Source organism: Wolbachia endosymbiont (group A) of Brachyopa scutellaris (genome assembly GCF_964026995.1).
Classification (GTDB): Bacteria; Pseudomonadota; Alphaproteobacteria; order Rickettsiales; family Anaplasmataceae; genus Wolbachia; species Wolbachia pipientis.
The window spans coordinates 525,781-552,179 of record NZ_OZ034720.1 but is presented as its reverse complement, the minus strand read 5'-3'; the positions used below and the strand labels follow the sequence as shown (position 1 = coordinate 552,179).

The following is a 26,399-nucleotide window of genomic DNA, read 5'->3' as shown; positions in this document are numbered from 1 at the left end:
TAGTAGACTAAAAAAGATTATTAAATTATAATATAACATATGATAAAAGACGAGAAATCGAAAACAATTTTTGAAGTGGAAGGGGCAGTAACTGCTTTACTACCTGCAGCAGAATTTAGAGTGAAACTGGACAATGAACATGAGATTATCTGTCATGTATCAGGGAAAGTGAGAAGAAGTAAAATACGCATCATTATAGGGGATAGGGTGTTAGTTGAGATGAGCATCTACGATAGGAATGCGAGAAAGGGTAGGATCATTAGAAGGCTTAAAGGTACAAGTGACAGAACGATCTCTAAATAATCTTATTCTTGCTTCATCATCGAAAAGGCGTATAGCTTTACTAAAACAAATAAACATTGAGCCAGGTTTAATTTTGCCAGCAGATATAGATGAAGCCCCTTTAAAAAAGGAACTTCCGAAGGATTACTCAATCCGTATGGCAAAAAGTAAAGCGGAGAAAATACAAAGCTCAAATCCAAATTACTTTGTGCTTGGTGTTGATACAGTTGTTGCTTGTGGTAGAAGGATATTGCTCAAAGCTGAAAACGTTGAGCAAGCAGAAAAATGTATCCGCTTGTTATCAGGAAGAAGGCATAGAGTATACACCAGTGTATGTCTATTAACTCCCGATCGATCTAAACAACATATCAGGACTGTGGTTACAATAGTGAAATTTAAACGTCTCAGTGAACAAGAAATTAAGTATTATTTAGCATCAGAAGAGTGGAAAAATAGGGCGGGGGGATGCAATATACAAGGCCTAGCTGGAGTGTTCGTATTGTTCTTACGCGGCTCCTACTCTTCCGTTATAGGGTTACCATTACATGAAACCTATTGTTTGCTAAGCAATTATTTTAACTTCAATTTATATTGAAATACCTTTATTAGTATCTTTTTTTTGTTGTGACTCAGCAACCTGTTTAGCCCAATCTAGTGGTCTTTTATTTCTGTTAGCTAATGCAATTCTATTGCGATCATAACCATCAGTGTGTTCTGTTAAAGTATCTCCTCTTTCTTCTTCTATTACTCCAGCTTTCAGTTGTGCTTCATCTTTCTCTAGTAATTTATATAGTTCGCTATTTTTATCTACAGTTGGATTAGTGTCATTATTTTCTCGTTCTGCCACTGTTTTTTCTAACCACTTACGTATAGGGTCATATTGTTTACCTTCTCCTATCTTTTCTAAAATGTTTTCTGAGAATGAATCTTTAGGAATATTTTCTTTAGTAGCCTGTTGTGCCGGTTCTCTTAACCCTTTATCCGGGTTTCCCAATGCTCCTTTTAACTCACTCGTATCTCCGATTTCTTTTGGTTCAATGTTTTCTAAGCTCTTCTTTAACTGTTCAGGATTTACTTGAGATTGTTCATGATTGGCATGAGTTGGAGATGAATAGCCCGAATCGTTTGCTTTTATGTCTGTTGAGCTGTCTTTTAGCAACCCAACTTCTCTCAAGCGTTTTTTAGTTTCTTCGCTAATCTGACTCTGATCAGCTGGTTTTAACCCGAGATTTTCTTGACCTAATGTATTTTTAAGTTCTTCAAATAGAGTTAGATTACTTTGTCTAATATGTTCTTCTAATTTCCTTCCTACCTGTTTTAAATCTGTTTGAGATTTACTATCACTATTAGTTGGAGATATATAGCCTGAATCACTTATACTATTTGGTGTTGAAGCAGAGACACTAACAGTTGGACCTTCCACTATTTTTACATCTGCTAAATCGTCTTTTTGCAATCCATCTTCTTTATCTTGTGACAGTTTATCAGTAGGATCAACTTGCCTTAATCCTCTATTATCCTGCTGTGATCTATCTCTGATTTCTTTAAGAAGATTTTCAGGTGGAGTTTGATCACTTTGTTCAATGTTCTCTAAGCTCTTCTTTAACTGTTCAGGATTTACTTGAGATTGTTCATTATTGTCATGAGTTGGAGATGAATAGCCCGAGTCACTTTTATTATTGAGTGCTGTAGCAGAGAGCGGCTGTTCACTTTCTTTCCACTTAGCATCACTAGCATCTTGGTTATCACTGTTATCTGGAGAAGATGAATAAGGAATTCTGTCCTTTAATGTCTCTAACGGTGATGGGTTATTTTTTCTACTTCCTGCAATTGATGCTTTTCTATCATCAACATCAATGTGCCGTAAGTTGTTTTTCTTGAAATTTCTGATGTCTTGTAACAGATCGCCTTTGCTATTTCCTTCTTGTTGCTGGGTTTTAGGTTGTTGCTGATCATTAGGTGTTTGCTCACTTCTATCTGGTTTTTGGCTTCCAGGTACAGCATGTCCAAATGTAGGATTGTCATACCGTTCATCTTCTTGCCTATTATCTTGATTGTGGCTTACAGACTTGGTGAAAGTAGAACTATCTGAAGAATCAGAAGTTGCACCTTTTTGCTGATTATTAGGTGTTTGCTCATTTTCGCGCAAGTCATCTGGTTTTTGGCTTCCAGATTTGGCTCCCCCTTGCTCATCGAAAACACCTTTTTCAGGTGGTAGTGAACTAGTTCTAGGTGGAAGTGGCGGAGGAGTTTTTTTGTTCTGAGGATTCTCCTCAAAAAGCGATTGTAGGTTATAAACTTGACCTCCCGAATTTGCTTCTCGTGCTGCTTGTCTAAGCTCACGCTTTTCTTTAGCCTCCTGAGAATTAATTTTATCGTCAAAATCTTTTCCAATTCCGCTATCGTAAGACTGCCTTCTGCTGTTAGATTGTAGTCCAAAATGTGAATGGTGGTCTTCTTTTTTTTGAGTTATATCAGTAGCTTGAACGCTAACACCTCTATTAACATCAATTCTTGTTGTAGTTTCAGATGATAGCTCGTTACTGTCTTTATTATGTTGCATCTCATTCGCTTTTCCTTGTCCTTTCTCCCTGAATTGTATTTCATGCAAGAATAAACCACCTATTTTTACATCTCTGTTTACTTCTAACCGTTCTAGAGAAAAATCATCACCTTTAACAAGGTCTACACCGTTAGCATCAATCTTAATTTTGATCTTACATTCCTTCCCCTCCGCATACCACTTTAAAGTCATTTCATATGAACCATCAGTTACGACATAATGTCTTATTTTTTTCCCTTCTTCCTCGGCAACAAAACCATGCATTCCGCTCTTTCCATCACTATGCAATGTTGAAAATCCCGAGATTTCATTCTTCTCACAAAAATCACTATTTAAAAATTCGCTAATTTTAAACTCTTTTTTGTTATCTCCCAGTGTAATACTTGCGTGATTACCGTATATTGAAACTCCTGCAACATCATCAACATACTCTTTCAACCTTTCTTTAACTTCACTTTCAAGCTCTTGTCCAGCTTTCTTTGTCTTGTCGCATTTCTGAAGAATAACTCCATATGCTTTATCTTTGTTTTCTTCTTCGTCCCAATTCCAGTTGGCGTGTTTTGTTAAAAACTTTACTGTGTTAAAATCAACTCTAGCATTATAAATTGGGTCGTCTTCCTTTTTTATTTTATCAAATAAAGGAAAAATTTCTTGAATGCGCTCATTATAAATGTGTTCTTGTTGTGTATCGTTAGTGCCCATATATCCCTCACTAATAACCCTCTGCCTTTAGTTCTAGCTAATACTAGCTAATATAATTATCACAAGCATTGGTTGAATTTTTATTAAGGAAGGTTGTGTTACTAATGTGATGACACAAGCTATTTTATGGTAACATCAAACGATTTAAGTTGTCATTCCAGTCTGGAATCCAGCCTTTCACGAACCCCATCAAAAATGTTGTGTTTTAACATAAGATTAGCTACTTTTATGCTCACTAACTTAGTGCCAATCAAGATTCCTGGATCCCAGTGTCTGGGCACTGGGATGACATCCTTCTTGGCGGAAATCACTCTTATATCACAACATCTGCATAGCCTAAATTGCTTTAGCTATAGCTCTGTTTTTGCAACTTCAAATATCTGCTACTCATAGTAAACACTTCTGGATCTTGAGAGGTTAGCTTGAGTATAGCGAGTATGTTGATAAACAACAAAGCAGCAATCGAGATATCAGCAACATCCCATAGCAACCGGACTTTACCTATCGCACCAAGCGGAATGATCATGGTAAAAATTACAATCCAGATTTTAGTGTATTTATTATCCATAGACACATAGCGTATTGTCTGTTTTGAGCAAAAAAACCAAGTAAAAATAGTAGTAAAAGCAAAACAAAACATTATGGCCATAATTAAATAGTCAATACAAGGCCAATTCATTGCCTTTCTAAAAGCAAATATGCACATGTTAGTGCTCTCTAAATCAGTGACCCAAGAATCTGTGACAAGCAGTACCATTGTTGTAATAAACACTATAAACGCAACTATAAAAGGCGATATTATCGTAATTAGACTCTGCTCAATAATAAATTTATTATTATTTTTCTTAGGAACAATTGAAGAATGTACGATTCCTTCAAGGCCAAGCCCTATATCTGTTGCAAAAATACCTCGCAAAGTTCCGACTTGAATAATAGTCAACATTTCTAGAATCAAACCTAGAGATAAACCAGAGTTAAAGCTACTGGTTGTAAAAAAACTGCTTGTTATTAGTTTTAGAGAAGGAAGAATATTTTCACTAAATTTAAATAATATGATACCGCAAAGTGTGAGGTAACTTACCGTCATTATCGGTATCATAGCCGATATAAAAATTTTAATTTTTTTTAAGCTGAGAGCTGCAACAACAAAAAATATTATGGCCATTACAATGCCACCAACAACTACAGGCACATCTATCATATTAAGTGGTATTGATAGAGAATTTACCTGAACAAGGTTACCAACTGTTATTGAAACCATCATCATGATAACTAGAAAGACAATTGTGGCCTTCCTAGAGTTAAACGCATCAGTCATGTAGGCTACAGGGCCACCTATAAACCGTTCGTTCTTTTCCTTTCTGGTTTTTATACTTAGATAACAAGTGACATATTTTATCACAGAAGTGATAACAATAATTATTGCCATCCATAAAATAGAGCCCGGTCCTCCGGTTTTTAGAGCAACAGCAGTTCCTGAAATATTTCCTACTCCTAAATTTCCCCCTAAAATTGTAAACAGAGCGGCTATAGAAGAAAATTTATTTTCTCCTTTTTTAGCTCCAAGGAGTGAAAGGGCGTATGGTAATCTAAATACCTGTAGCCATTTTAGTTTAATCGATAGGTAAACACCAGCAACTAGCATGAGTAATATTGTTGGCAGTAATAAAACAAACTTTACTGTATCCATCTGTAAAAGTGAGATTTTTATTTGAGTATACAACAAAAATTGAAAATACCTAACCTATTTTCTATGTATGACTTCGTTTCCGTCATTCTAGAAACCTTTTCTTGTCATCCCAGTGCGTGACACATAACTGTACGAACATTGTAATATGGTACAATGTTAAGACGATGTCATTCCAGTGCTTGACACTGGAATCCAGCTTTTAATGCAACCCCTCACCAAAAATATTGTGTTTTAACATAAGGTTAGCTACTTTTATACTCACCAACTTAGTGTCCAATCTGGATCCCAGTGTCTGGGCACTGGGATGACATCTTTTTTCTTGGTACAAATTACTCTTATATCTCAATGTTCGTACAGTTAGTGCGTGACACTGGGATCTAAATTTTTTATGCGAAACCATTATGTTTATATACTTGTAGGCCCAAGTTCCTCACATAGTGAACAAAAAAGTAAATGAGATTCCAGTGTCACGCGCTGGAATGACACCTACTCCATGAGAACTCTATTTTTCATACCACTCATTTATAAGTTTATTGATATCAGAATCTATAAAATCCTTTAATGGTTGCCTGATTTTTATCTCAACATTTTTAGGGATGCACCTATCTTTACATATCGCATAATTTATATGGAAGTTAAGGTCAATATACCCTTGATTTAAAAATATATTCATCTTAAAGGGAAATAATACCATATCCTCATATACGTTACTTACAAACGTCTCTCTCCCTACTTTATCTTTATGTTCCTTTGGAATAGGCCAGTGAATATTTATATCTGATGCATTACCTTTGTAACTAATAGACGTGGGAAGGCCAAAATCTCCAGGATCTTTATAATATATGTGTCAGCCTGGTTCTACTGTAACCTTTATTGCACCTTTAAGAGTGAAGCTTGCTTCATTTATCTCGCCAATAAGTAAATCAAATTTTGCAATTTCCTCGTCAGCATATAGTTGAGTGCAAGAAAAAAATAAAAACAATATTAAATATATATGTATTTTCATTAAGGTAAATTTCTCCTTTTATAGAGAAAGTAATTTAGATTTTAATTATTATATTTAATAGTATTATATAGATTATTTATTAATATAGCATTATGCTATAGCTAAACTGACTTACGACAATCTGAAAAACGACAAATTCGTCATTCCGCTACTTGTTAGCGGAATCTATGCCGAGATACCGCGAATGAATCCACAACTGTACGAACATTGTGATTTTGGCCCATAAGGAGGGTGTCATCCCAGTGCTTGACACTGGGATCCAGGAATTTTATTAAGTTGGCAAGCATAAAAATAGCTGTTTTTTGTTAAAATACAATGTTTTGATGATTATGGAAATGCTGGATTCCAGTGTCAAGCACTGGAATGACATCATCCTTTTTCCTGAATTCCAGTGTCAGCTACTTTCATGACATCGTTTACTATGTGCCATATTGTAATGTTCGTACAGTTGTGGAATGAATCGCGGTATGACGTGTTGCTTGGGTCAGCTATAGTATAAATATACTAGGGGTTATAGTTTTCTTATGCTGCCTTTTTGTTATTAGACAACCACAATATAAAGGAGTGAAACGGATGCAAACAGTAGTGCATTTCTGCACCAAACGTATTACCTTTAACGAATAGTAAAATGTGAGATTTTTTGGAACTACCGTGGAGCAATTGCTCCACGGTTTCATTCTACTTAGAATCCACCCATGCCACTCATTTCTCCTGGACCCATAGGAGATGAAGCATTTTCTTTGCTTGGTACATCAACTATCATAGATTCAGTAGTTATCAGCACACTCGCAACAGATACCGCTGTTTCAAAAGCGATACGAACCACTTTTGCTGGATCAATCACACCAGCTGTAAACGCATTAGCATAATTCATAGCCTCAACGTTGTATATAAGCTCTTTATCATTCTGCTTAATCAAATAGTCAATTATAACAGCAGATTCAAGACCAGCATTTTTGACTAACCTTCTAATTGGAGCACTGAGAACTTTCTTGATAATGTTTATGCCTATTTGTTCCTCGTCACTTGCACCTTTTAATTTGTCGAGAACAGATGAAGCATAAAGAAGCGCAACCCCACCACCTGGAACTATACCTTCTTCAATTGCAGCTCTTGTTGCATGCAGCGCATCTTCGACTCTATCTCTACGTTCTTTAACTTCCACTTCAGTTGCTCCACCAACTTTGAGCACAGCAACGCCACCTGATAATTTCGCTAAACGTTCTCTTAGCTTTTCTTTATCATAATCAGAAGTTGAAGTTTCAATTTGAGATTTAATCTGCTCGATTCTAGCTTTCACACTGTCAGAATCGCTATTTTCGCTGACAACTGTGGTATTATCTTTAGTAATTTTAACATTTTTAGCCGTACCAAGATCATCAAGCGTGAGATCTTCCATCTTGATTCCAAGTTCATCTTTTATGACGTACTTAGCACCAGTTAAAGTTGCTATGTCTTCGAGCATCTCCTTTCTTCTGTCACCAAAACCTGGAGCTTTTACTGCAGCAACTTTTAAACCACCACGCAATTTATTGATAACTAAAGTGCTTAATGCTTCACCTTCGATATCCTCTGCAATAATAACCAAAGGTTTACCAGATTTAACAATAGCTTCAAGAATAGGAAGTAAAGGCTGAATAATATTTAATTTTTTCTCTGTAATTAATAGATAAGGATTATCAAGCTCCACGATCATTTTTTCATTATTTGTAATAAAATACGGAGAGAGATAACCGCGATCAAATTGCATGCCAGTAGTCAGCTCAACTTCTAACTCTTTTGAACCTTTACTCTCTTCAACAGTTATTACACCCTCTTTTCCAACTTTTTTCACGGAATCAGCGATACTGTTACCTATATCCTTATCACCATTTGCAGAGATTATTGCAACTTGTGCCACTTCGTCTATTTTCTCTAGAGAAATTGTACGAGACATTGACGCAATTTCCTTTAATATTACATCTTTTGCCTTCTGTATTCCGTTTTTAATACCAACACGATCGTTTCCAGCAGCAATTGATTTTGAAGCTTCCATTATCATGTTGCTAGTTAGTATTGAGCACGTTGTTGTACCATCACCAACTTTGTCGTTACATTGAGAACAACTTTGTGCAAAGATGCTTGCTATCGCAGCGTTTAATGGTTTTTCAGGCTTGATACCCTTCATCACCTTATAACCATCTTTTGTAATTTCTGGTGCTCCATAGGGCTTATTAATCCCTACTGTTTTTCCTCTAGGTCCTGCAGTTATTGCTACCGTTGAATCCACTATTGCTGCAACTTCACGAAAGGCTTCTTGCAACTGCTCACCTGATACTACTACATTAGTCATTTTTATCACCTCTTGTTAATAAAAAACTTAGAAAACTATAATAAAATCATTTACAATGCGCTATGTTGCGCTTTGTTTCAGTTTAGTAAAATAAAGACTGCTACTTAATGACAGCAAGTATATCGGATTCCTTCATCACGATAAGCTTCTCATTATTATGTTCTATTTCTGTACCAGCCCATTGGCGATAGAACACTTTATCACCAGCTTTCACAGTTAAAGTTACGCGTTCGCCACTTGAATTGCGTGAACCTTCACCAATTGCTATAACTTCACCTTTAGTAGGTTTCTTTTCAGCACTTGATGGAAGCACAATTCCACCTTGCTTTTCTTCGCTAATAGGCTTGATCAGCACGCTATCATCTAATACATTTAAACTTATACTTGACATTTGTTTTTCCTCATCAACAAATTAACTTATAAGTTTATATATATATACTCGTAAGTTAGATTTCAAGGGCTGGAGCTTGTAAAATATGCACGCCAAAAGCAGTTTCTAAAAGAGCCTAATGTTATATAATAGAATTTAGATTTATTTATAGAGATTTCATGAGTTATATACCATTTTTAAGTCGTGGTGTGATAGTGCTATATGGTCCTGACACTAGAGATTTTCTGCAGGGTATTATAACCAATGATATTAATAAGTTGGATAGCCAAAAAGCCATTTACTCTTTATTGCTTAGCCCTCAGGGAAAATATCTATATGATTTTTTTCTTATTGAATATGGTAAATACACCCTCTTGGAGTGCGAAAACATGCACTTGCAGCAAATAATCGAGAAACTGGATTTGCTTAAAACTTATTTGAAAGTGAAAATTAAAGACATTAGTGCACTATATAAGGTTGGAGTTTTGTTTAATACTAAGTTGGCGGAGTGTAGTGGTAAGTCACAAGTTATTTTTCAAGATCCAAGGCACAAGCTGCTAGGAATGAGGATCATACATAAAGATGAAATAAAAGAGCCGGTTGGGGATTTTACTCAGTATGAAAAAGTCAGAATTCAAAATCTCGTTCCAGATGGAGCGAAAGATATGGTGCAGAATTCATCGTTTCCGCTGCAATTTTTAATCGATAAAGTAAACGGTATAAGCTTTAATAAGGGGTGTTATATAGGTCAGGAAGTCGTAAATCGAATGAGCAGACAAGAAATATTCAGAAGAAAACTTTACCTTGTTGAGGGGGATAACGCACTTCCAGATATTGGCACTAAAGTGACAAATGAAAACAATGAGGAAATAGGGGAACTGCGCTCTAGTGTAGACAACATTGGATTTGCATTGCTTAATACTGGAAAGAGCCATGCAAATTTATATGCAGATGGAGTTAGGTGCGTTAAGACGTTGAAGTCTTAAGGTAGCACATATAGAAACGAAAAACTTGCTTGACACCCTTCGCCAGCGCCCTTATCATAACAGTGAAGCTATTTCATTTAACTTCGCAATCTGTGCAGATTAAAACGACAAGGACTCCTGATATAATGTTGAACATTTTTTTTCTGCATTTCCGGGAATGTTCAAAAAAGTCTGTCAAACCGAAAAAAAAGTAATAAATTGATATAAAAAAATGGAGGTTTGACAATGAGTCAAAAAATAGTAAACAGAATTACCGGATTGGTAGATTATAAAGAATTAGAAACAAATATCCTGTCGTCTATACGAGAAGGAAGGCCGTTGACAGGAAGGGATGGAGCATTTACACCATTTATAAAAAAGCTGCTGGAGGCAAGTTTGGAAGGTGAAATAGAAAATCACTTATTAGCTGAAAGTGAAGAGAATAATCGAAGAAATGGGAGAAATGGAAAGACTTTACGGACAAGTGCAGGTTCATTTGAGCTTTTGACGCCTAGAGATAGGGAGGGAAGCTTTGAACCCCAAATAGTCAAAAAAAGGCAAACTGACCTTACCCAGAAAAAGTGGAGAGAAAGTTTGGAATGTTTTTCACAAAGAGAATGATGAATCAAAATGCTCAGGAATGCAATAGTTAATAGTGGAGTGTCTACGTTGTTTGTTATAAAAAATTTCTATATATTCAAATATAGCAGTTTTGATATGCTGTTTAGAGTGCCGAGAGGTGTCTATTGGTATAGCTCTTTCCATAAAAGTCCGGATGTGATAGGATAAGGATAGATGATGATAAGGAGGTTGAATGCCAGCAGCATATAGTTATGATTTAAGAAAAAAAGCAATGGAAGTGCTAGACGAAGGAGAAAGCAGAGAAACAGTGGCAGCAAGATTTAAGATTGGACGAACTACTTTATGGGAGTGGCAGCAAAGAAGAAAAGAAACAGGAGACTTTCAATCAAAAAAACTTGGAAATGGGGGTTACAATCACAAAATTACCGACTGGGATACCTTTGCCAAATTTGCCAGAGAACACGGAGGAAAGACTCTATCGGAAATGGCTAAACTTTGGAACAACGTTAGTATCCAAACGATCTATCGAGCCCTTAAAAAAATTGGATTTACGCGCAAAAAAAGACATATGGATACAAGGAAAGAAACGAAGAAAAACGTGCTGAATTTTTGAAAATTATAGCGACAAAAGAACCTAAAAACTTAGTGTATATAGATGAGTCTGGCATTGATAACACCGAAGACTACCCCTACGGATATTGCCAGAAAGGACAGCGGTTTTATGCCTTAAAATCTGGAAAGAAAACTCAACGAATCAGTATGGTTGCAGCCTTAAGTGGAAGAAAGATAATTGTTCCGTTAACCTTTGAAGGCCACTGTAATATGGATGTTTTTAATGGATGGTTTGAGCAATTTTTGACACCGATCTTGGAACCTGGACAGACTGTCATTCTTGACAATGCTACTTTTCATAAGTCTGATAAGATTATCGAGCTTGCTAAAGGGGTTGGTGCAGAAATTTTGTATCTGCCGCCTTATTCTCCAGATTTCAACAAAATTGAGCATCATTGGTTTGCTATAAAAAACAGAGCCAGGAAAAACATTCCTCTATTCGAATCCTTTCGTCGTGCTGTTGATTCTGCCTTCCTATGACCTGTTCGGACTATTATGAGAAATGCTATAACTCCCTTTTTAGAGAACTGAAGAAGCTTTCCACAACAGAATTGTCGTAACAACAACCTTTATGACTCATCTATGTTTTTTATGGATAAGAGATATTGATAACCTTGCGAAGTATATTGTGAACCTTGATCACTATGTAATAGTAGATTTTTGGCAGGTTTACGCTTGTTAACGGCCATTAATAAAGAGTTCATAACCAATTGTTTATTTATTGCACTACTCATTAACTACCATACGTGAGAATTATTGCTGCCAAATATAGCCATCCCTCCTTGGTTTTGATGTAAGTAATCCCATACTTTATTTGGTTGATCAACAACAAAGTTTTGATCTAGTATATTGGGAGCTACAGCTCTATTATCTATTTGTTGTTTTTTAATTTTAAACTTTCTTCTCAGTATAGCACTGATGTCATTTTTCTGCATAATACTTTGCACCGTTTTCAAATTGCAACTTTTACCCAAAGCCTTCAATTCAGCATGAATTTTAGGAGCTCCATATCTACATTTAGAAACTTGATATATTTTTTGAATAGCTGCGAGTAGCTCTTTATTTGCTGATTCTCTACTGCTTATTTTTCTTGTGGTCCACTTATAGTAGCCACTAGCAAAAAATCCTACATAATTCCTGTACTTTATAGCAGTTACTATGCTCTTTTATAAAAAAATATTTTACTCTTTTTGACTGGCCAGGGCTTTTTTTTTAATGTCTCTTTCCCTTGTTACTCTTGCTAACTCTCTTTGTAAATCAAACCTCTCTTTGTCGTAAGGAGCCATGTTACCTCTACCTGGAAATGCATCTGCTGCCGACTTTTTTTCGTTGTGTTTCTTTATCCATTTTCCTAATAAACCACCCTTTATTCCTAAATCCTTTGCTATTTTTGTAATTGTTTGACCTGCCTTTCTTTGTTCATTTGCCAGTTTAACAGCTTCCAATTTGAATTCTGCTGTATATTCTCTTACCATTTCTAATCCTCCAAAATTTTATTTTACCCAAAAAAACTCTTTTCTTTCTCTCCACTTTTTCTGGGTAAGGTCAGTTTATCTTGTCTACCTATTTTGCCACTCTGCTGAACAGATACACTCAACTAATGGTCAATACATCTTCTATTAAAAATTGTACAAATTCATTGCCATTCCAGTAATTCATAGAGATTTTACCCAAAATAGCTTTCACATTACCCTGCATGATAGCAGAGCCAAGATGAGTATTTGCAGAACGAAATGCAATAGCTCTTACCATAACATTATCATCAGCAATAAAACATTTTATATGGTCAACTCCTATAACTTCAGGCTTTCTTATCTTTGCTCCTTGGATAATAAACCTTGGTTCAGGATTTCCAACTCCAAATGGTCCCAAGCGTTGCAATTGATTCCATAAAGACAAATTTATTGCTTTAGCAGTTACTATACTATCAGCTTTTAAAGTTTTCTCATTTATAGAGTTTGAAAATCTTTCAGTAAAAAAATCATGCAAATCATTTATTTTGTCTTCTTTAATTGAAAATCCTGCCGCCATACTATGGCCACCACCTTCAATAATCAAATTTATAAACTTTGCGGAAAGGACTGCAGCACCGATATCAACTCCCAAAATTGATCTACAGCTTGCTTTTCCTATTCCATTATTTAAAGATATCACTACTGTTGGCAAGTGAAACTGCTCCTTTAGCCTTGATGCAATTATACCAATTATTCCCTGGTGCCAATTGCCACTTATCATTATAAAATTCGCACCTGATTGGGCAGACTTTTCCGCTTGTGCTGTAGCTTCCAAGAGAGCCTCATTTTCTAACACTTTTCTTGCATTATTCAAATCTATTAATTTTAGCGCGATTGAATGTGCCTCTTCATCATCATCGGTGGAAAGCAACCTTGCACCAAGCGATGCTTCTCCAATTCTTCCTCCAGCATTTATGCATGGCCCAATACTAAACCCTAATCGAGAAACACTTGATTTTTCAAGGATTCCCAAAGCATCAAATAAAACACGCAAGCCAACGTTTTTTCTTGTTGACATAACTTTTAATCCTTGTGAGACAAGTGCTCTATTGAGGCCTGTGATCTGCATAACATCACAGACAGTTCCCAGGGCAACCAAATCCAACAGATCAAATAAATCTGGTTCTTTTTTGTTGGTAAAAAATCCTTGCTCACGTAGGCTTTTATTAAGAGCAACAATTAGCAGAAATGACACTCCAACTGCTGCTAGGTTATTATAAGGAGAGCTCTCATCAAGGCGGTTTGGATTCACAACTGCTACGGCGCTTGGTAATTTTTCCGTACCAAGGTGATGGTCAACAACTATAATATCAAGACCAAAAGCCTTTGCATCTTCTATTGGTTGATATGCAAGCGTACCACAATCAACGGAAATACATAAATCAATTCCATTCTTTTTAAGTTGTAATAAAGCATCTGTGTTTAATCCATAGCCCTCATCAACACGATCTGGAATGTAGATTATAGAGTGTATATCGATTGCTCTCAGGTACCTGTTAATCAATGCTGACGACGTTGCACCATCAACATCATAGTCACCAAATATTGCAAGGTTTTCATCATTTTTTATTGCCCGTATTATACGAGAAACAGCTTTATCCATATCAAGAAGGTGAAAGGGATCTGGTAATAGCGATCTGATTAGTGGATATAAGAAGTCGCTTGCATTTTCTATGTTAACACCACGAGTAACCAATATTCTTGCTAATATTTCTGGTAACTCAAATCTCTGTGTAAGAGTTAAGATTTGCCTTTGATCTGCTTCTTGCAACTTCCACAATGCATTTGTTATGCTGCGCTTTTCAATTTCAAGTAGCATATTCTTTCTTTGTAAATAAAACTACTTTACCAGAATTTTTAAGCTTGTTCTATAATTGTATTAGACTTCTGCATAACCTAAACTAAGTAGAAAAAAGGTATCATCTAAGTAGCTGACACTGGTCTCCATCCAAGAGGGCAGTAGCCCCTTCGGTGTCATTCCAGCGCGTGACCAGGTCTTTTTAGCTATCATAGGATGACAGAAGCAGACACTCCACTTTGTCGTTCCAGTGCCTCCTTTTTTTGTCATTCCAGTGCCTTGACTATTTGGATCCAGGAAAAAGAATGGTGTCATCCCAGTGCCCCTATGATGTCATCCAAGTAGCCTCCCTATGATGTCATCCAAGTAGCCTCCCTCTCCTGTCATCCCAGTGCTCCTTTTTTTGTCATTCCAGTGCTTGACACTGGGATCCAGGAATTTTATTAAGTTGGTAAGCATAAAAGTGTTATGTAAAATACAACGTTCTTGATGGGATTGCGTGAAATGCTGGATCCCACTGTCTGGGCACTGGGATGACAAAGGAGGACAGTGTCAGCTACTCGGATGACAAAAAAAGGAGCACTGGAATGACAGCAGTCCTACGTCATACCGCCGCGGTATCTCTAGATCCCGCTAACAAGTAGCGGGATGACGATTGTCGTTTAGCCATAAATATTAAGAAATTTACCAAATGAAAAAAAAGGCAAAAGAAGCCCCGTGGTGGTTGGCTATTTACTATGTACTAAAATATCGGCGTTTTTTTTATTCTAAAACGCTTGATTAAGAGCGATTTAGCTGCTTTTAACTTGCAACTAACCTACACCGCAAGTGTTTAAGAAATTTACTAAGCAGGAAAAAAGGCAAAGAAACCCCGTAGTAGCTAGCATTCAAATTCTCCCTTATCAATTTGACGTTTTTTGCTGTCTTAAACGCTTTGTAAGCGCGTTTCGGCTTATATAGGTAAAAACCCAGAAATTTTTAAAGACATGCGATGCACGTAGTGCGAAAAATTAAACATGAGACGCCAAATACCCTAAGTTTTTTGTCATTAACCTGCACAGATTGCGAAGATAAATAAATAGCTTCAGTTTCATGATAAGGGGGCTGGCGGAGTTTGTCAAGTAAGTTTTTTCGTTTCTATGGGTCAGTTGGTACGCGCTTTGCCTTTTAACAGATGTAAAAGCACAATTATTACGAACAACATTCCACCAACAACTGATATAGCGCCACCTATAATGAAGCACGTGCGTGCTAACATTGATGAAATACTTGGCAGATCTGCAACCTTCCTTAAAGCACCATACCCACCAAGCCAAACAAGGGCAGTAATATGGAGAAAATGCCCTACACTGTAGGCATAAATCTGTAATCTTACCATGGAGTTTTTTACCTCTTTAAAGTTTAATTTGGGTAACAGCCAATAAATGAAATTCATAAAAGCTATAGTGATCCCAACTACAGAACCGTGATAATGAGCAGGAATGGTGACATTCCCTTCAATAGTCAACACTCCGAGCACATCTCCATAAGTGAACAACAAAAATGAATGTAATAAATAGTTGCTTTTATCATTAATAAAAGTTCTGATGTTGTAGCACACTAATATTATCAAAAAGCACGGCAAAACTGCTCCAGCAATCCTCATATGCCAAGTAAAAAACTGTATTAACTTGGCACTATCAACTGGATAAACAAAATATACAAACGGTGCACCTACAGCTAAAATCGTGTTTATAAATAGTGGTAAAATAGTAATTTTATTGCTTGAAGCTAAACTAACATCACTGATCATTAAATAGACTAAAAACATTCCTTGAGTAAAAGCAAACTGCAATAAATGTCCGCCTCCCCAAAAGAGATATTCGTAAAATAAATTATTATCTGAGTGATATAGACCTGGAGGCATATTATTATATGCTAAAACAAAGCAAAGAAATGACGATACAAGTATAATAACTAGCCCAATTTGCCCAACAGAGAGAAATGAAACCTCTTTTTTTGATGTGTATGCTAGCATTGTATTTACTAATATACTGGCAATAAATAAACTGAGTCCAAGTAAAAATAATTTGTTTTGTAATACGGGAATATAGTTACTTTTGATAACTTCAGTATTTGGAACGAATGCGGATATAAACATGAGCAGCATCGAAAGGGTTGATAGAACCCATGAAAAGTTAAACCAACTATTGGTATTTTGTAGGTTTATGATAAAGAGCAGAGATATTATAGAGCACATCCACACTAAAATTGACAAGTTCACGTGTATTACCAGCGCATTATCAAAAATATATTGTGCAGAAGGAACAAGAGAGGAGATAAAAGGCAATCGTAGAAAAATAACAATTATTGACAGTAACCCAGAGCAAGCAAGAGCACATACTGCCAAGAACATCCATTTTCTACAGAGCGGAGCGTTGTCTTGTATATTAAGCACAATCTTTTTTCTCAATTTTGTTCAATACAATATATAACACTGCAATAATACCTAAAACATAGCAATAGTATACGTGTGGCACGACTGCCAAAGGTGAAACTCCAGCAATAGTGCTAGCCAAAAGCAATTGAGCGCCATACGGTATTAATCCTTGAAATACACAAGAAAATATGCCTAGCCATGCTGCACTATAGTGAGGCGGTATTTCATATTTCTTAGCAATATCTCTAGCAATTTCACCGCTAAAAATTATAGCGATGGTATTATTTGCAAGTAAAATATCAAATATGCTGACTATTTTTGCAATAAATAATTGCGCAGTTTTTTGTCCACCACGTTGTATCATAACCCAAGATGAAAGTTTATCTGCAAACTCCTTAGAATTTTTACCTACCAGTCCTGAAAGCCCGCCAACCATCAATGACAGTAGCATAATTTCATGCATACTCATAAACCCCTTAGTGATGTTTTGGCTTAAAAACAATAAACCATAATTGTTGTTATTTATAAATCCAATGATTCCAGCAAAAGTTATGCTTAAAACCAATGCCGTCAATACATTTATTCCAAAGTTTGCAAGCAATATAAGTATTATGTAAGGAGTCACAAGCAATAAAGAATACTCCTTAACTGAAATAGCAGCACTATTGCTTGAGCTATAAAATAATATAATTATTGTGAATATAGAAGCAATTAGTGCCACTTTTGCATTCAGTTTTAATTTTTTCTTTATATCAGCCTTTTGAGACATCACAGATGCAATTGTAGTATCAGAGATAATAGATAAATTGTCACCAAACATTGCTCCTCCTACAACGGTTGCAACTCCTAAGGAAGGAGAAATCCCAGCTTGTGTCAGTTCAACTGCAATAGGAGCAATTGTTGCAATGGTGCCCATTGATGTACCAATAGCAGTGGAGATGAAAGCTGCTACAAAAAATAATCCTATGAGTAAAAATTGTGTTGGTATAAATGAAAGAGCCAAATTAACTGTGGCATCAGCACTACCGATTGCTTTAGTTACTTCACTGAATGCACCTGCAAGTAAGAAAATGATACACATAGTGATAATATTACGATCTCTTACCCCATCTAGAAAGGCATACATTTTTTCTTCAGTATTGCCCTTGTATAAAACCCAGCCCAGAGCTATGGCAGGAGCAATGGCTACCAGTGGAGATAACTGATAAAAAGCATTTGACACGCCAAGAACAGTAAAATATATACCACTTCCTACAAAAAGAAATAGGAACAGTAAAATAGGCAAAAAATTTGTAAGATAAAACATACCTCTACTCCAGCTCTGATAAACGCAAATCAACTATGATATGATTTATATTATTATAAACCACAGTTAGCACCTTGACCAAGGTTTTTCTAGAAAGCAATCTACCAGAAAAGGTTTCCATGAAAAGGACTATTATAATATATCATCTACTTGAATAAAACTGGGAGATAGAATAAGTAAAAAATATGAATGACATAACAACAAAGCAGGTTGTATCTTTCATCTTGAAAATGCTGCGTCCATTTCTGTTTCATATTGGGATAGTATTACTGACAGCATTAGTCTGGGCTATCGATATTTCCTTTAATCCATATTTAATAAAAGTTATTATAGATCGTATCAGTGCAGATGATCTTTTTCGTAGCATAGCAACTCCTGCTATATCCTATGTACTAATACTATTTTTACTTGAGTGTATGAATAGATTATACAACTATTTTTTTGAAATTAAGATGATCCCTAATCTCCGTAAAAACATTGTTGAATCGAGTATTGCCATATTATTAAATCAGGATAATAGCTACTATCAAAATAACTTCTCCGGCAGTCTTGCTAACAAGGTTAATGATTTACAAATTATATTCCAGATATCATGCAAATTATGGCTGACAGGGTCATGGGTCGTGCATTAGCGCTTAGTATCGCAATTTACTTTTTATGGCAAGTATAGCTCTTTTCATAAAAGTCCGGATGTGATAGGATAAGGATAGATGATGATAAGGAGGTTGAATGCCAGCAGCATATAGTTATGATTTAAGAAAAAAAGCAATGGAAGCGCTAGACGAAGGAGAAAGCAGAGAAACAGTGGCAGCAAGATTTAAGATTGGACGAACTACTTTATGGGAGTGGCAGCAAAGAAGAAAAGAAACAGGAGACTTTCAATCAAAAAAACTTGGAAATGGGGGTTACAATCACAAAATTACCGACTGGGATACCTTTGCCAAATTTGCCAGAGAACACGGAGGAAAGACTCTATCGGAAATGGCTAAACTTTGGAACAACGTTAGTATCCAAACGATCTATCGAGCCCTTAAAAAAATTGGATTTACGCGCAAAAAAAGACATATGGATACAAGGAAAGAAACGAAGAAAAACGTGCTGAATTTTTGAAAATTATAGCGACAAAAGAACCTAAAAACTTATTGTATATAGATGAGTCTGGCATTGATAACACCGAAGACTACCCCTACGGATATTGCCAGAAAGGACAGCGGTTTTATGCCTTAAAATCTGGAAAGAAAACTCAACGAATCAGTATGGTTGCAGCCTTAAGTGGAAGAAAGATAATTGTTCCGTTAACCTTTGAAGGCCACTGTAATATGGATGTTTTTAATGGATGGTTTGAGCAATTTTTGACACCGATCTTGGAACCTGGACAGACTGTCATTCTTGACAATGCTACTTTTCATAAGTCTGATAAGATTATCGAGCTTGCTAAAGGGGTTGGTGCAGAAATTTTGTATCTGCCGCCTTATTCTCCAGATTTCAACAAAATTGAGCATCATTGGTTTGCTATAAAAAACAGAGCCAGGAAAAACATTCCTCTATTCGAATCCTTTCGTCGTGCTGTTGATTCTGCCTTCCTATGACCTGTTCGGACTATTATGAGAAATGCTATAAATATTAATTTTGCTTTATTGATGTTGACTTGGTCTACATTATTTGTTCTGTCTTCCCTCTTACTTGCAGGAAAGGTAACGCGTCTTGCAGATGCATGGTCAGAGCTTGGCTCAAGCATTACTGGTAAAATGGTAGATGTCTTCTCAAATATCATGTCTGTAAGGTTATTTGCCAGCAAATACCAAGAAAGATTATCTTTGCGAGCTACTCATAGCGAGGCTGTTAAAGCAGAGCAAAGACTTCAGTGGCTGTATACGTGGATTTTTACTTTCTATGGCTTCTTATTTCTAATCATGCAAATACTTAATTTATATTTCCTAATTAAAGGAAGAGGGCAAGGGTCAATTACTGCTGGAGATTTTGCTTTTGTTCTTACTGTTAATATAGCAATAGCTAATTTTCTTTGGATGATAGCTAAAGATTTCTCACAATTCTCTAAGTCATGGGGAAGGATTACTCAAGCTTTGAGAACAATTACTTCAATCCCTGAAATCCAAGATCAGCCAAATGCAGCAGATCTGGTCGTTAAAAAGGGGGAAATTAGTTTTGATAAAGTTCATTTTCATTATAAAGATGCAGAACCAATATTTGAAAACAAATCCATAATAATTAAACCTGGTCAAAAAGTAGGACTTGTTGGTTATTCTGGTGGTGGTAAATCAACATTTGTAAACCTGATTCTTAGGCTTTATGACATAAAATCTGGAAAAATTTTAATTGATGGACAAGATATTCGCAATGTATAGCATTTCTCATAATAGTCCGAACAGGTCATAGGAAGGCAGAATCAACAGCACGACGAAAGGATTCGAATAGAGGAATGTTTTTCCTGGCTCTTTTTTTTATAGCAAACCAATGATGCTCAATTTTGTTGAAATCTGGAGAATAAGGCGGCAGATACAAAATTTCTGCACCAACCCCTTTAGCAAGCTCGATAATCTTATCAGACTTATGAAAAGTAGCATTGTCAAGAATGACAGTCTGTCCAGGTTCCAAGATCGGTGTCAAAAATTGCTCAAACCATCCATTAAAAACATCCATATTACAGTGGCCTTCAAAGGTTAACGGAACAACTATCTTTCTTCCACTTAAGGCTGCAACCATACTGATTCGTTGAGTTTTCTTTCCAGATTTTAAGGCATAAAACCGCTGTCCTTTCTGGCAATATCCGTAGGGGTAGTCTTCGGTGTTATCAATGCCAGACTCATCTATATACACTAAGTTTTTAGGTTCTTTTGTCGCTATAATTTTCAAAAATTCAGCACATTTTTCTTCGTTTCTTTCCTTGTATCCATATGTCTTTTTTTGCGCGTAAATCCAATTTTTTTAAGGGCTCGATAGATCGTTTGGATACTAACGTTGTTCCAAAGTTTAGCCATTTCCGATAGAGTCTTTCCTCCGTGTTCTCTGGCAAATTTGGCAAAGGTATCCCAGTCGGTAATTTTGTGATTGTAACCCCCATTTCCAAGTTTTTTTGATTGAAAGTCTCCTGTTTCTTTTCTTCTTTGCTGCCACTCCCATAAAGTAGTTCGTCCAATCTTAAATCTTGCTGCCACTGTTTCTCTGCTTTCTCCTTCGTCTAGCACTTCCATTGCTTTTTTTCTTAAATCATAACTATATGCTGCTGGCATTCAACCTCCTTATCATCATCTATCCTTATCCTATCACATCCGGACTTTTATGGAAAGAGCTATAACCCAGGATTCTTTACACAAAAATATTGGCATGATTCCGCAAGATCCATCGCTTTTTCATAGAACTTTGATGGAAAACATTCGCTATGGAAAAACAGATGCTAGCGATGATGAAGTAATTGAAGCGGCAAAAAAAGCACATGCTCATGAGTTTATTTCAAAATTACCCCAAGGTTATGAGTCTCTTGTTGGAGAAAGAGGTGTGAAACTTTCAGGAGGGCAAAGGCAGCGTATTGCAATTGCAAGAGCTATTTTAAAAAATGCTCCTATCTTAATTCTGGATGAAGCAACATCACAACTTGATTCTGTGACTGAAAGTAATATTCAAGAATCTCTATGGGAGTTGATGCAAGATAAAACTACAATAGTAATAGCCCACCGCCTATCTACGCTTTTGCATATGGATCGCATTTTAGTGTTTGATCAAGGTAAGATTTTAGAAGATGGCACGCATCAGGAACTTCTCGATAAAACGGAATGTATAAGGCCCTATGGAATGCGCAAGTTGGTGGATTTTTGCCGGATAAAAGAGAAATGGAGATTGATAATATTTTTTTAATCTAATGCTTCAATGTTTCCGACATAGGAAAAGTATCATCTTTACTTTCTATAGAGGAAGGCACACTATTTTGATTATCATCACCATCAATTGGAGTAGTAGGGTGCATTAAAGCAACTTTCATAACTTCATCAATATTCTTAGCAAAAACTACGTTGATCCCCTCTTTGATGCTTGCCGGAATCTCTTGCATATCTTTCTCATTTTCACTTGGTATAATCACAGTTTTGATTGATCCTCTGAGCGCTGCAAGCAATTTTTCTCTTAAGCCCCCAATAGCTAAAACTCTACCACGCAATGTCACTTCGCCTGTCATAGCAACATTTTTGTTAACTGGCATATTCGTCATAAGAGAAACAATAGACGTACATACCGCGCCGCCAGCAGAAGGGCCATCTTTTGGTACCGCACCCTCAGGTACATGTAAATGTATATCATTATTTTGGAATTTTTCGGGCTTTATACCAAAAAACAAACAATTTGATCGAATATAACTATACGCAGCTTTTATAGATTCTTGCATAACCTCTCCAAGCTTTCCTGTGTATTTTATTTCTCCCTTGCCCGGAATTAGGACTGATTCTATCATCAAAATATCACCACCTGTTTCAGTATAGGCGAGCCCAGTTACTATTCCTACTAAACTCTCATTTTCCGCAATGCCAAAGGTATATTTACGTACCCCTAAATAATCTTGTAAATTGTCAACCCCTACGGATATTTTCTTATTTTTATCAGTCAATATTTCTTTAACTGCCTTTCTCATGAGCTTTGCAAGCTCCCTTTCCATACTCCGCACACCACTTTCACGTGTATATAAACGTATCAACTCGTATAACGCCTCATTAGTTATGTCCCATTCCTTCTGATACAAACCATGCTCCTTCTTTAACTTCGGAATAAGGTGGTGTGTAGCAATACTGATTTTTTCATCTTCAGTATACCCGGACAATTGTATAATTTCCATCCTATCACGCAAAGGATGTGGTAAATTTAAGCTGTTTGCCGTAGCTACAAACATTACACTTGAAAGATCAAACTCAACTTCCAAGTAATGATCCGTAAAGTGTTTATTGTGCTCAGTATCTAAAACCTCAAGTAATGCAGATGCAGGATCGCCACGCGAATCAGAACCCATCTTATCTATTTCATCAAGCAGAAAAAGCGAGTTGCATGAATTAGCTTTTTTCATGTGTTGAATGATTTTACCAGGCATTGAGCCAATATAAGTTTTCCTATGCCCTCGTATCTCAGACTCATCACGCACACCACCAAGAGCTATGCGAACAAAATCTCTTCCTACTGCTCTTGCCATAGACTTAGCTAAAGAAGTTTTACCAACACCTGGCGGTCCAACTAAGCAAAGTATAGGACCTTTTATCTCTTTTACTCTTTTTAATACCGCTAAAAATTCTATTATTCTATCTTTTACTTTCTCTATGCCATAATGATTTTCATCTAAGATTTTCTTAGCTGCATTTAAGTTAATTTTTGCATCTTTGTACTTTCCCCATGGCAACTCAAGCAACCAATGCAAGTAACTAGATATAACTGTAGCTTCAGGAGAAATGGGATTCATTTTCTTGTATCTCTTCAAATCAGTTATAGCTTTCTCTCTTGCTTCCTGAGAAAGCTTTGTTTCATTTATCTTTTTTTCAAATTCATTGAGTATATTCCCTTCATCACCATTCTCAAATTCGCCTAATTCTTTCTGTATAGCTTTCAATTGCTCGTTAAGGTAGTAAACTTTCTGAGTGCTTTCAACTTGCGATTTAATTGTCTTATATAAACGGTTTTGTGCGTTCAAAATACTCATTTCTCTCTCAATAAAAGCAAAAGCTTTTTTTAAACGCTCTTCTGGGTCATAAGCCTCAAGTATACTTTGTTTATCTGATACTTTTATATTTAAATGTGAAGCTACTGTGTCTACAAGTTGATCAACTTCTTTGATTTGATCAATGGAGTTAATGGCAACCTCGGGTTGATTTTTCTTGTTTAGCTTACACCAGCTATCGAACGCGTCTACAACAGACCGCCTTAAAGCTTCTAAATCAATATTGTCTTCATCTTCTTTATAATGATTGTCTAACTCTACCCTGGCTTGTAATAAAGTATGAGAGCTAATATATTCTACAACTCTTCCCCTTCTTATCCCCCGGATTATAACTTTTACTGCATTGTCAGGTAATTTTATTAACGGTTGTACAATGCTTGCTAACACACCTACTTCATAAAGATCTTCAGGCTCTGGATTATCAACAGAGCCATCTTTCTGTGCTACAAGAAAAATCTCATTTTGGTGATTACTACTACTTATTGCATACTCTAGTACATTAACAGATTTTTCTCTGCCTATGAATAAAGGCACCATTATATTTGGAAAAATTACTACATCTCTTAAAGGTAATACTGGCAATGCAGTAAAACTAGAGCTTACAGCACGTTCAATGTTCATAATATATGCCTCAAATTAATCATTAACCGTTATAACATTGCCATTGTTATTATGATTAACCGTTGCTTTTCCTAATTCTACCATTTTCTTAGTGATTACTATAGTGCTACCTTCAAAGCCTCCGTTTCCAGATGTATACATAATGTCAAGCAAAAGTGACTCCAAGATAGCACGTAACATTCTTGCACCTGTCTTGTAGCTTATAGCCTTTTTAGCAATAGCTGATATTGCTTCATCTGAAAACTCGAGGTTTACTTTGCTAAACGCAAGCAATGCTTTGTACTGTTTTATTAGTGCATTCCTTGGCTCTGTCAACACATGTATTAAATCTTCATGATCCAGCTCATCTAAAACAGCAGTTATTGGAACCCGCCCTACAAATTCGGGTATTAAACCGAATTTGATTAAATCTTCAGGTTGAACATCATGTAAAGCATTCTTTTTCTTTTGCTCTTTAGACTGACTTATATCTGCTCCAAAGCCAACTGACGTTCCCTTTTTTCTCGCTTCAATAATTTTATCGAGGCCTTCAAAAGCTCCTCCACAAATAAACAGTATGTTACTAGTATCCACTTGTATAAACTCTTGTTGTGGGTGTTTTCGCCCTCCTTGTGGCGGAACATAAGCAACTGTACCCTCCATAATCTTAAGCAGAGCTTGCTGGACCCCTTCACCTGAAACGTCACGGGTTATTGAAGTGCTTTCAGATTTTCTTGTAATCTTGTCTATTTCATCTATAAACACTATACCACGCTGTGCTTTTACAACGTCATAATTTGCAGCTTGTAATAAACGCGACAACACGCTTTCTACATCATCACCCACATAACCTGCCTCAGTTAAAGTTGTCGCATCAGCCATAGCAAATGGCACATCTGAAACTTTAGCAAGTGTTTTGGCTAGCAAAGTCTTACCAGAACCAGTGGGACCAATAAGCATTATATTTGACTTCTCGATTTCAATATCACTTATAGCATGAAATTGTACCATGGATTGACAATGGTTATACATAGCTACAGATAAAACGTGTTGCGCGTGTTCTTGACCTACAACATGCTTGCTGAGAAAGTTTTTTATATCCTCAGGTTTCTTTAGTAATAGCTTCATATCAGATATATGATCTGAATTAAAAGATCTATCTTTCTTTTGACTTATTGCTTTATGGGATAATTCTATGCACTCATTACAAATAAACACCTTTAAACCATCCGAAGAGTTAGTAATCAATTTATCTACTTCATCTTGCGCCTTGTTGCAAAAAGAACAGTAGTGTAAATCATTATTGTTATCCATTAACCCACCTTTTGTTTAACTTTAATATTTTCAATTTCAATATCTGTACGCTCAGCTATCACCCTGTCAATTAAGCCAATTTTCCTTGCTTCTTCAGGATCCATGAATTTATCTCTTTCCATCATTCCTTCAATTTTCTTCAGTGAATTTCCAGTATGTTTTTCATAAATTTGATTTAGTTTTTTCTTAACCCGCAAAATTTCATTAGCATGTATTTCTATATCAGTTGCTTGACCATGATAACCACCAGATGGCTGATGTATCATAATTCTTGAATGAGGTAGAGAGTAGCGCTTACCTTTTGTACCAGCTGCAAGCAATAAAGAACCCATAGACGCAGCTTGACCTATACATAAAGTTGAAACGTCTGGGTTTATATACTGCATTGTATCGTAGATCGACAAACCAGCAGTTACAACACCACCTGGTGAGTTGATGTACATACAAATGTCTTTATCGGGATTTTCCGATTCTAAAAATAAAAGCTGTGCTACTATTACACTGGCCATATTGTCTTCAATAGGACCTGTTACAAAAATTATTCTTTCTTTCACTAGTCTTGAATATATGTCATAAGCGCGCTCACCGCGACTAGTTTGTTCAACTACAATTGGTATAAGAGTCATACCTTTTCCTA

At 36.2% G+C, this 26,399-nt stretch carries 27 protein-coding genes and 2 pseudogenes; 9 read left to right on the top strand and 20 right to left on the bottom strand.

Annotated features, from left to right (window positions below; all coding sequences use genetic code 11):
- Positions 1 to 39 precede the first annotated feature (39 nt).
- Together infA and AAGD93_RS02745 are read left to right on the top strand one after the other, a co-directional pair.
- Positions 40 to 303 carry a translation initiation factor IF-1 gene (gene infA, locus AAGD93_RS02750; RefSeq protein ID WP_007550159.1) on the top strand — a complete coding sequence of 88 codons (264 nt, stop codon included), beginning with the start codon at positions 40 to 42 and terminating at the stop codon, positions 301 to 303.
- Positions 281 to 877, top strand: a complete 597-nt coding sequence (locus AAGD93_RS02745) for a Maf family nucleotide pyrophosphatase (RefSeq protein ID WP_341819804.1) — start codon at positions 281 to 283, stop codon at positions 875 to 877. The genes infA and AAGD93_RS02745 overlap by 23 nt, the downstream gene beginning before the upstream one ends.
- On the opposite strand, the gene AAGD93_RS02740 is transcribed toward AAGD93_RS02745, so the two are convergent.
- The 7 genes from AAGD93_RS02740 to AAGD93_RS02710 form a co-directional block, all read right to left on the bottom strand.
- A complete protein-coding gene (locus AAGD93_RS02740; protein ID WP_341819803.1) occupies positions 869 to 3,547 on the bottom strand; it encodes a hypothetical protein in 2,679 nt (892 codons plus the stop codon). The two genes, AAGD93_RS02745 and AAGD93_RS02740, sit on opposite strands and share 9 nt — an antisense overlap.
- A 152-nt stretch (positions 3,548 to 3,699) precedes the next feature.
- Positions 3,700 to 3,858 carry a hypothetical protein gene (locus AAGD93_RS02735; RefSeq protein ID WP_153296804.1) on the bottom strand — a complete coding sequence of 53 codons (159 nt, stop codon included), beginning with the start codon at positions 3,856 to 3,858 and terminating at the stop codon, positions 3,700 to 3,702.
- A gap of 35 nt (positions 3,859 to 3,893) precedes the next feature.
- Positions 3,894 to 5,237 carry an alanine:cation symporter family protein gene (locus AAGD93_RS02730; RefSeq protein WP_341819802.1) on the bottom strand — a complete coding sequence of 448 codons (1,344 nt, stop codon included), beginning with the start codon at positions 5,235 to 5,237 and terminating at the stop codon, positions 3,894 to 3,896.
- Between the two features lie 502 nt (positions 5,238 to 5,739).
- Positions 5,740 to 6,039 carry a protein-disulfide reductase DsbD domain-containing protein gene (locus AAGD93_RS02725; RefSeq protein WP_341819897.1) on the bottom strand — a complete coding sequence of 100 codons (300 nt, stop codon included), beginning with the start codon at positions 6,037 to 6,039 and terminating at the stop codon, positions 5,740 to 5,742.
- Between the two features lie 45 nt (positions 6,040 to 6,084).
- Positions 6,085 to 6,243 carry a hypothetical protein gene (locus AAGD93_RS02720; protein WP_341819801.1) on the bottom strand — a complete coding sequence of 53 codons (159 nt, stop codon included), beginning with the start codon at positions 6,241 to 6,243 and terminating at the stop codon, positions 6,085 to 6,087.
- A gap of 682 nt (positions 6,244 to 6,925) precedes the next feature.
- Positions 6,926 to 8,575: a chaperonin GroEL gene (gene groL, locus AAGD93_RS02715; RefSeq protein WP_341819800.1), complete on the bottom strand. Its 1,650-nt coding sequence runs from the start codon at positions 8,573 to 8,575 to the stop codon at positions 6,926 to 6,928.
- Positions 8,576 to 8,675: 100 nt separating this feature from the next.
- A complete protein-coding gene (locus tag AAGD93_RS02710) occupies positions 8,676 to 8,957 on the bottom strand; it encodes a co-chaperone GroES (RefSeq protein ID WP_173862895.1) in 282 nt (93 codons plus the stop codon).
- Between the two features lie 167 nt (positions 8,958 to 9,124).
- Here AAGD93_RS02710 and AAGD93_RS02705 point away from each other — a divergent pair, with 167 nt between their 5' ends.
- Positions 9,125 to 9,931, top strand: a complete 807-nt coding sequence (locus tag AAGD93_RS02705; protein WP_182319069.1) for a YgfZ/GcvT domain-containing protein — start codon at positions 9,125 to 9,127, stop codon at positions 9,929 to 9,931.
- A 225-nt stretch (positions 9,932 to 10,156) separates the two neighbouring features.
- Positions 10,157 to 10,519: pseudogene (locus tag AAGD93_RS02700) on the top strand (transposase); the annotation flags it as partial.
- On the opposite strand, the gene AAGD93_RS02695 reads toward AAGD93_RS02700, so the two are convergent.
- On the bottom strand, positions 10,517 to 10,675 hold the full coding sequence (locus AAGD93_RS02695) for an IS3 family transposase (protein ID WP_341819799.1): 159 nt from the start codon (positions 10,673 to 10,675) through the stop codon (positions 10,517 to 10,519). The pseudogene AAGD93_RS02700 and the gene AAGD93_RS02695 overlap by 3 nt on opposite strands.
- Before the next feature lie 49 nt (positions 10,676 to 10,724).
- On the opposite strand from AAGD93_RS02695, the gene AAGD93_RS02690 reads away from it, so the two are divergent.
- Positions 10,725 to 11,584, top strand: a protein-coding gene (locus tag AAGD93_RS02690; protein WP_341819798.1) for an IS630 family transposase whose coding sequence is annotated in 2 segments (ribosomal slippage) — positions 10,725 to 11,049 and positions 11,049 to 11,584 — 861 coding nt in all. Because the reading frame shifts where the segments join, the coding sequence is not laid out codon by codon here.
- A gap of 89 nt (positions 11,585 to 11,673) precedes the next feature.
- On the opposite strand, the gene AAGD93_RS02685 is transcribed toward AAGD93_RS02690, so the two are convergent.
- From AAGD93_RS02685 to AAGD93_RS02650, 8 genes are all read right to left on the bottom strand, one after another.
- Positions 11,674 to 11,838: a DDE-type integrase/transposase/recombinase gene (locus tag AAGD93_RS02685; protein ID WP_264705614.1), complete on the bottom strand. Its 165-nt coding sequence runs from the start codon at positions 11,836 to 11,838 to the stop codon at positions 11,674 to 11,676.
- A gap of 3 nt (positions 11,839 to 11,841) precedes the next feature.
- Positions 11,842 to 12,138 carry an IS3 family transposase gene (locus AAGD93_RS02680; protein ID WP_341819896.1) on the bottom strand — a complete coding sequence of 99 codons (297 nt, stop codon included), beginning with the start codon at positions 12,136 to 12,138 and terminating at the stop codon, positions 11,842 to 11,844.
- A gap of 147 nt (positions 12,139 to 12,285) precedes the next feature.
- Entirely contained in the window at positions 12,286 to 12,579 is a 294-nt protein-coding gene (locus AAGD93_RS02675; RefSeq protein WP_341819579.1) for a transposase, read from the bottom strand.
- A gap of 118 nt (positions 12,580 to 12,697) precedes the next feature.
- Entirely contained in the window at positions 12,698 to 14,437 is a 1,740-nt protein-coding gene (gene recJ / locus AAGD93_RS02670) for a single-stranded-DNA-specific exonuclease RecJ (protein WP_341819797.1), read from the bottom strand.
- Positions 14,438 to 14,497: 60 nt separating this feature from the next.
- Complete coding sequence (locus AAGD93_RS02665; protein WP_010962507.1) at positions 14,498 to 14,731, bottom strand: hypothetical protein; 234 nt, start codon at positions 14,729 to 14,731, stop codon at positions 14,498 to 14,500.
- Positions 14,732 to 14,749: 18 nt separating this feature from the next.
- Positions 14,750 to 14,956 carry a hypothetical protein gene (locus AAGD93_RS02660; protein WP_341819796.1) on the bottom strand — a complete coding sequence of 69 codons (207 nt, stop codon included), beginning with the start codon at positions 14,954 to 14,956 and terminating at the stop codon, positions 14,750 to 14,752.
- Between the two features lie 604 nt (positions 14,957 to 15,560).
- Positions 15,561 to 16,811, bottom strand: coding sequence for a cbb3-type cytochrome c oxidase subunit I (locus tag AAGD93_RS02655; RefSeq protein WP_341819895.1), 1,251 nt, complete (start codon positions 16,809 to 16,811; stop codon positions 15,561 to 15,563).
- Positions 16,812 to 16,845: 34 nt separating this feature from the next.
- A complete protein-coding gene (locus tag AAGD93_RS02650; RefSeq protein ID WP_341819794.1) occupies positions 16,846 to 18,141 on the bottom strand; it encodes a Na+/H+ antiporter NhaC family protein in 1,296 nt (431 codons plus the stop codon).
- Positions 18,142 to 18,326: 185 nt separating this feature from the next.
- Between AAGD93_RS02650 and AAGD93_RS02645 the strand changes: the two genes are divergently transcribed.
- The 3 genes from AAGD93_RS02645 (at position 18,327) to AAGD93_RS02635 (ending at position 20,507) form a co-directional block, all read left to right on the top strand.
- Positions 18,327 to 18,773, top strand: a complete 447-nt coding sequence (locus tag AAGD93_RS02645; protein ID WP_341819793.1) for an ABC transporter transmembrane domain-containing protein — start codon at positions 18,327 to 18,329, stop codon at positions 18,771 to 18,773.
- 97 nt (positions 18,774 to 18,870) lie between these two features.
- Positions 18,871 to 19,730, top strand: a protein-coding gene (locus AAGD93_RS02640; RefSeq protein WP_341819792.1) for an IS630 family transposase whose coding sequence is annotated in 2 segments (ribosomal slippage) — positions 18,871 to 19,195 and positions 19,195 to 19,730 — 861 coding nt in all. Because the reading frame shifts where the segments join, the coding sequence is not laid out codon by codon here.
- 15 nt (positions 19,731 to 19,745) lie between these two features.
- Complete coding sequence (locus tag AAGD93_RS02635) at positions 19,746 to 20,507, top strand: ABC transporter ATP-binding protein (RefSeq protein ID WP_341819791.1); 762 nt, start codon at positions 19,746 to 19,748, stop codon at positions 20,505 to 20,507.
- Positions 20,508 to 20,532: 25 nt separating this feature from the next.
- On the opposite strand, the gene AAGD93_RS02630 is transcribed toward AAGD93_RS02635, so the two are convergent.
- A protein-coding gene (locus tag AAGD93_RS02630) for an IS630 family transposase (RefSeq protein WP_341819790.1) occupies positions 20,533 to 21,392 on the bottom strand; the annotation gives its coding sequence in 2 pieces (ribosomal slippage) (positions 20,533 to 21,068 and positions 21,068 to 21,392; 861 coding nt in all).
- Positions 21,393 to 21,453: 61 nt separating this feature from the next.
- Here AAGD93_RS02630 and AAGD93_RS02625 point away from each other — a divergent pair.
- Positions 21,454 to 22,019 (top strand): annotated as a pseudogene (locus tag AAGD93_RS02625) (ABC transporter ATP-binding protein); the annotation flags it as partial.
- Here AAGD93_RS02625 and lon read toward each other — a convergent pair.
- Genes lon through clpP form a run of 3 tightly spaced genes read right to left on the bottom strand, consistent with a single transcriptional unit; the run spans position 22,016 to position 26,388 of the window.
- Positions 22,016 to 24,469 carry an endopeptidase La gene (gene lon / locus AAGD93_RS02620; RefSeq protein ID WP_341819789.1) on the bottom strand — a complete coding sequence of 818 codons (2,454 nt, stop codon included), beginning with the start codon at positions 24,467 to 24,469 and terminating at the stop codon, positions 22,016 to 22,018. The pseudogene AAGD93_RS02625 and the gene lon sit on opposite strands and share 4 nt — an antisense overlap.
- A gap of 15 nt (positions 24,470 to 24,484) precedes the next feature.
- Positions 24,485 to 25,762, bottom strand: coding sequence for an ATP-dependent Clp protease ATP-binding subunit ClpX (clpX, locus tag AAGD93_RS02615; RefSeq protein WP_341819788.1), 1,278 nt, complete (start codon positions 25,760 to 25,762; stop codon positions 24,485 to 24,487).
- The gene (clpP, locus tag AAGD93_RS02610) at positions 25,762 to 26,388 is read right to left on the bottom strand and encodes an ATP-dependent Clp endopeptidase proteolytic subunit ClpP (protein ID WP_006280254.1); all 627 of its coding nucleotides are present in this window, start codon (positions 26,386 to 26,388) and stop codon (positions 25,762 to 25,764) included. Before clpP ends, clpX begins: the two co-directional genes overlap by 1 nt.
- Positions 26,389 to 26,399 lie beyond the last annotated feature (11 nt).

Excerpts from the sequence above, each read along its gene's own strand:
- lon (WP_341819789.1), bottom strand. The coding sequence starts at position 24,469 with ATGAACATTGAACGTGCTGTAAGCTCTAGTTTTACTGCATTGCCAGTA.
- AAGD93_RS02665 (WP_010962507.1), bottom strand. The coding sequence starts at position 14,731 with ATGACACCATTCTTTTTCCTGGATCCAAATAGTCAAGGCACTGGAATG.
- AAGD93_RS02645 (WP_341819793.1), top strand. The coding sequence starts at position 18,327 with ATGAATGACATAACAACAAAGCAGGTTGTATCTTTCATCTTGAAAATG.
- AAGD93_RS02655 (WP_341819895.1), bottom strand. The coding sequence starts at position 16,811 with ATGTTCTTGGCAGTATGTGCTCTTGCTTGCTCTGGGTTACTGTCAATA.
- AAGD93_RS02740 (WP_341819803.1), bottom strand. The coding sequence starts at position 3,547 with ATGGGCACTAACGATACACAACAAGAACACATTTATAATGAGCGCATT.
- AAGD93_RS02635 (WP_341819791.1), top strand. The coding sequence starts at position 19,746 with ATGAGAAATGCTATAAATATTAATTTTGCTTTATTGATGTTGACTTGG.
- AAGD93_RS02705 (WP_182319069.1), top strand. The coding sequence starts at position 9,125 with ATGAGTTATATACCATTTTTAAGTCGTGGTGTGATAGTGCTATATGGT.
- AAGD93_RS02730 (WP_341819802.1), bottom strand. The coding sequence starts at position 5,237 with ATGGATACAGTAAAGTTTGTTTTATTACTGCCAACAATATTACTCATG.
- AAGD93_RS02675 (WP_341819579.1), bottom strand. The coding sequence starts at position 12,579 with ATGGTAAGAGAATATACAGCAGAATTCAAATTGGAAGCTGTTAAACTG.
- groL (WP_341819800.1), bottom strand. The coding sequence starts at position 8,575 with ATGACTAATGTAGTAGTATCAGGTGAGCAGTTGCAAGAAGCCTTTCGT.
- AAGD93_RS02650 (WP_341819794.1), bottom strand. The coding sequence starts at position 18,141 with ATGTTTTATCTTACAAATTTTTTGCCTATTTTACTGTTCCTATTTCTT.
- AAGD93_RS02685 (WP_264705614.1), bottom strand. The coding sequence starts at position 11,838 with ATGAGTAGTGCAATAAATAAACAATTGGTTATGAACTCTTTATTAATG.
- infA (WP_007550159.1), top strand. The coding sequence starts at position 40 with ATGATAAAAGACGAGAAATCGAAAACAATTTTTGAAGTGGAAGGGGCA.
- clpP (WP_006280254.1), bottom strand. The coding sequence starts at position 26,388 with ATGACTCTTATACCAATTGTAGTTGAACAAACTAGTCGCGGTGAGCGC.
- AAGD93_RS02695 (WP_341819799.1), bottom strand. The coding sequence starts at position 10,675 with ATGGAAAGAGCTATACCAATAGACACCTCTCGGCACTCTAAACAGCAT.
- AAGD93_RS02720 (WP_341819801.1), bottom strand. The coding sequence starts at position 6,243 with ATGAAAATACATATATATTTAATATTGTTTTTATTTTTTTCTTGCACT.
- clpX (WP_341819788.1), bottom strand. The coding sequence starts at position 25,762 with ATGGATAACAATAATGATTTACACTACTGTTCTTTTTGCAACAAGGCG.
- recJ (WP_341819797.1), bottom strand. The coding sequence starts at position 14,437 with ATGCTACTTGAAATTGAAAAGCGCAGCATAACAAATGCATTGTGGAAG.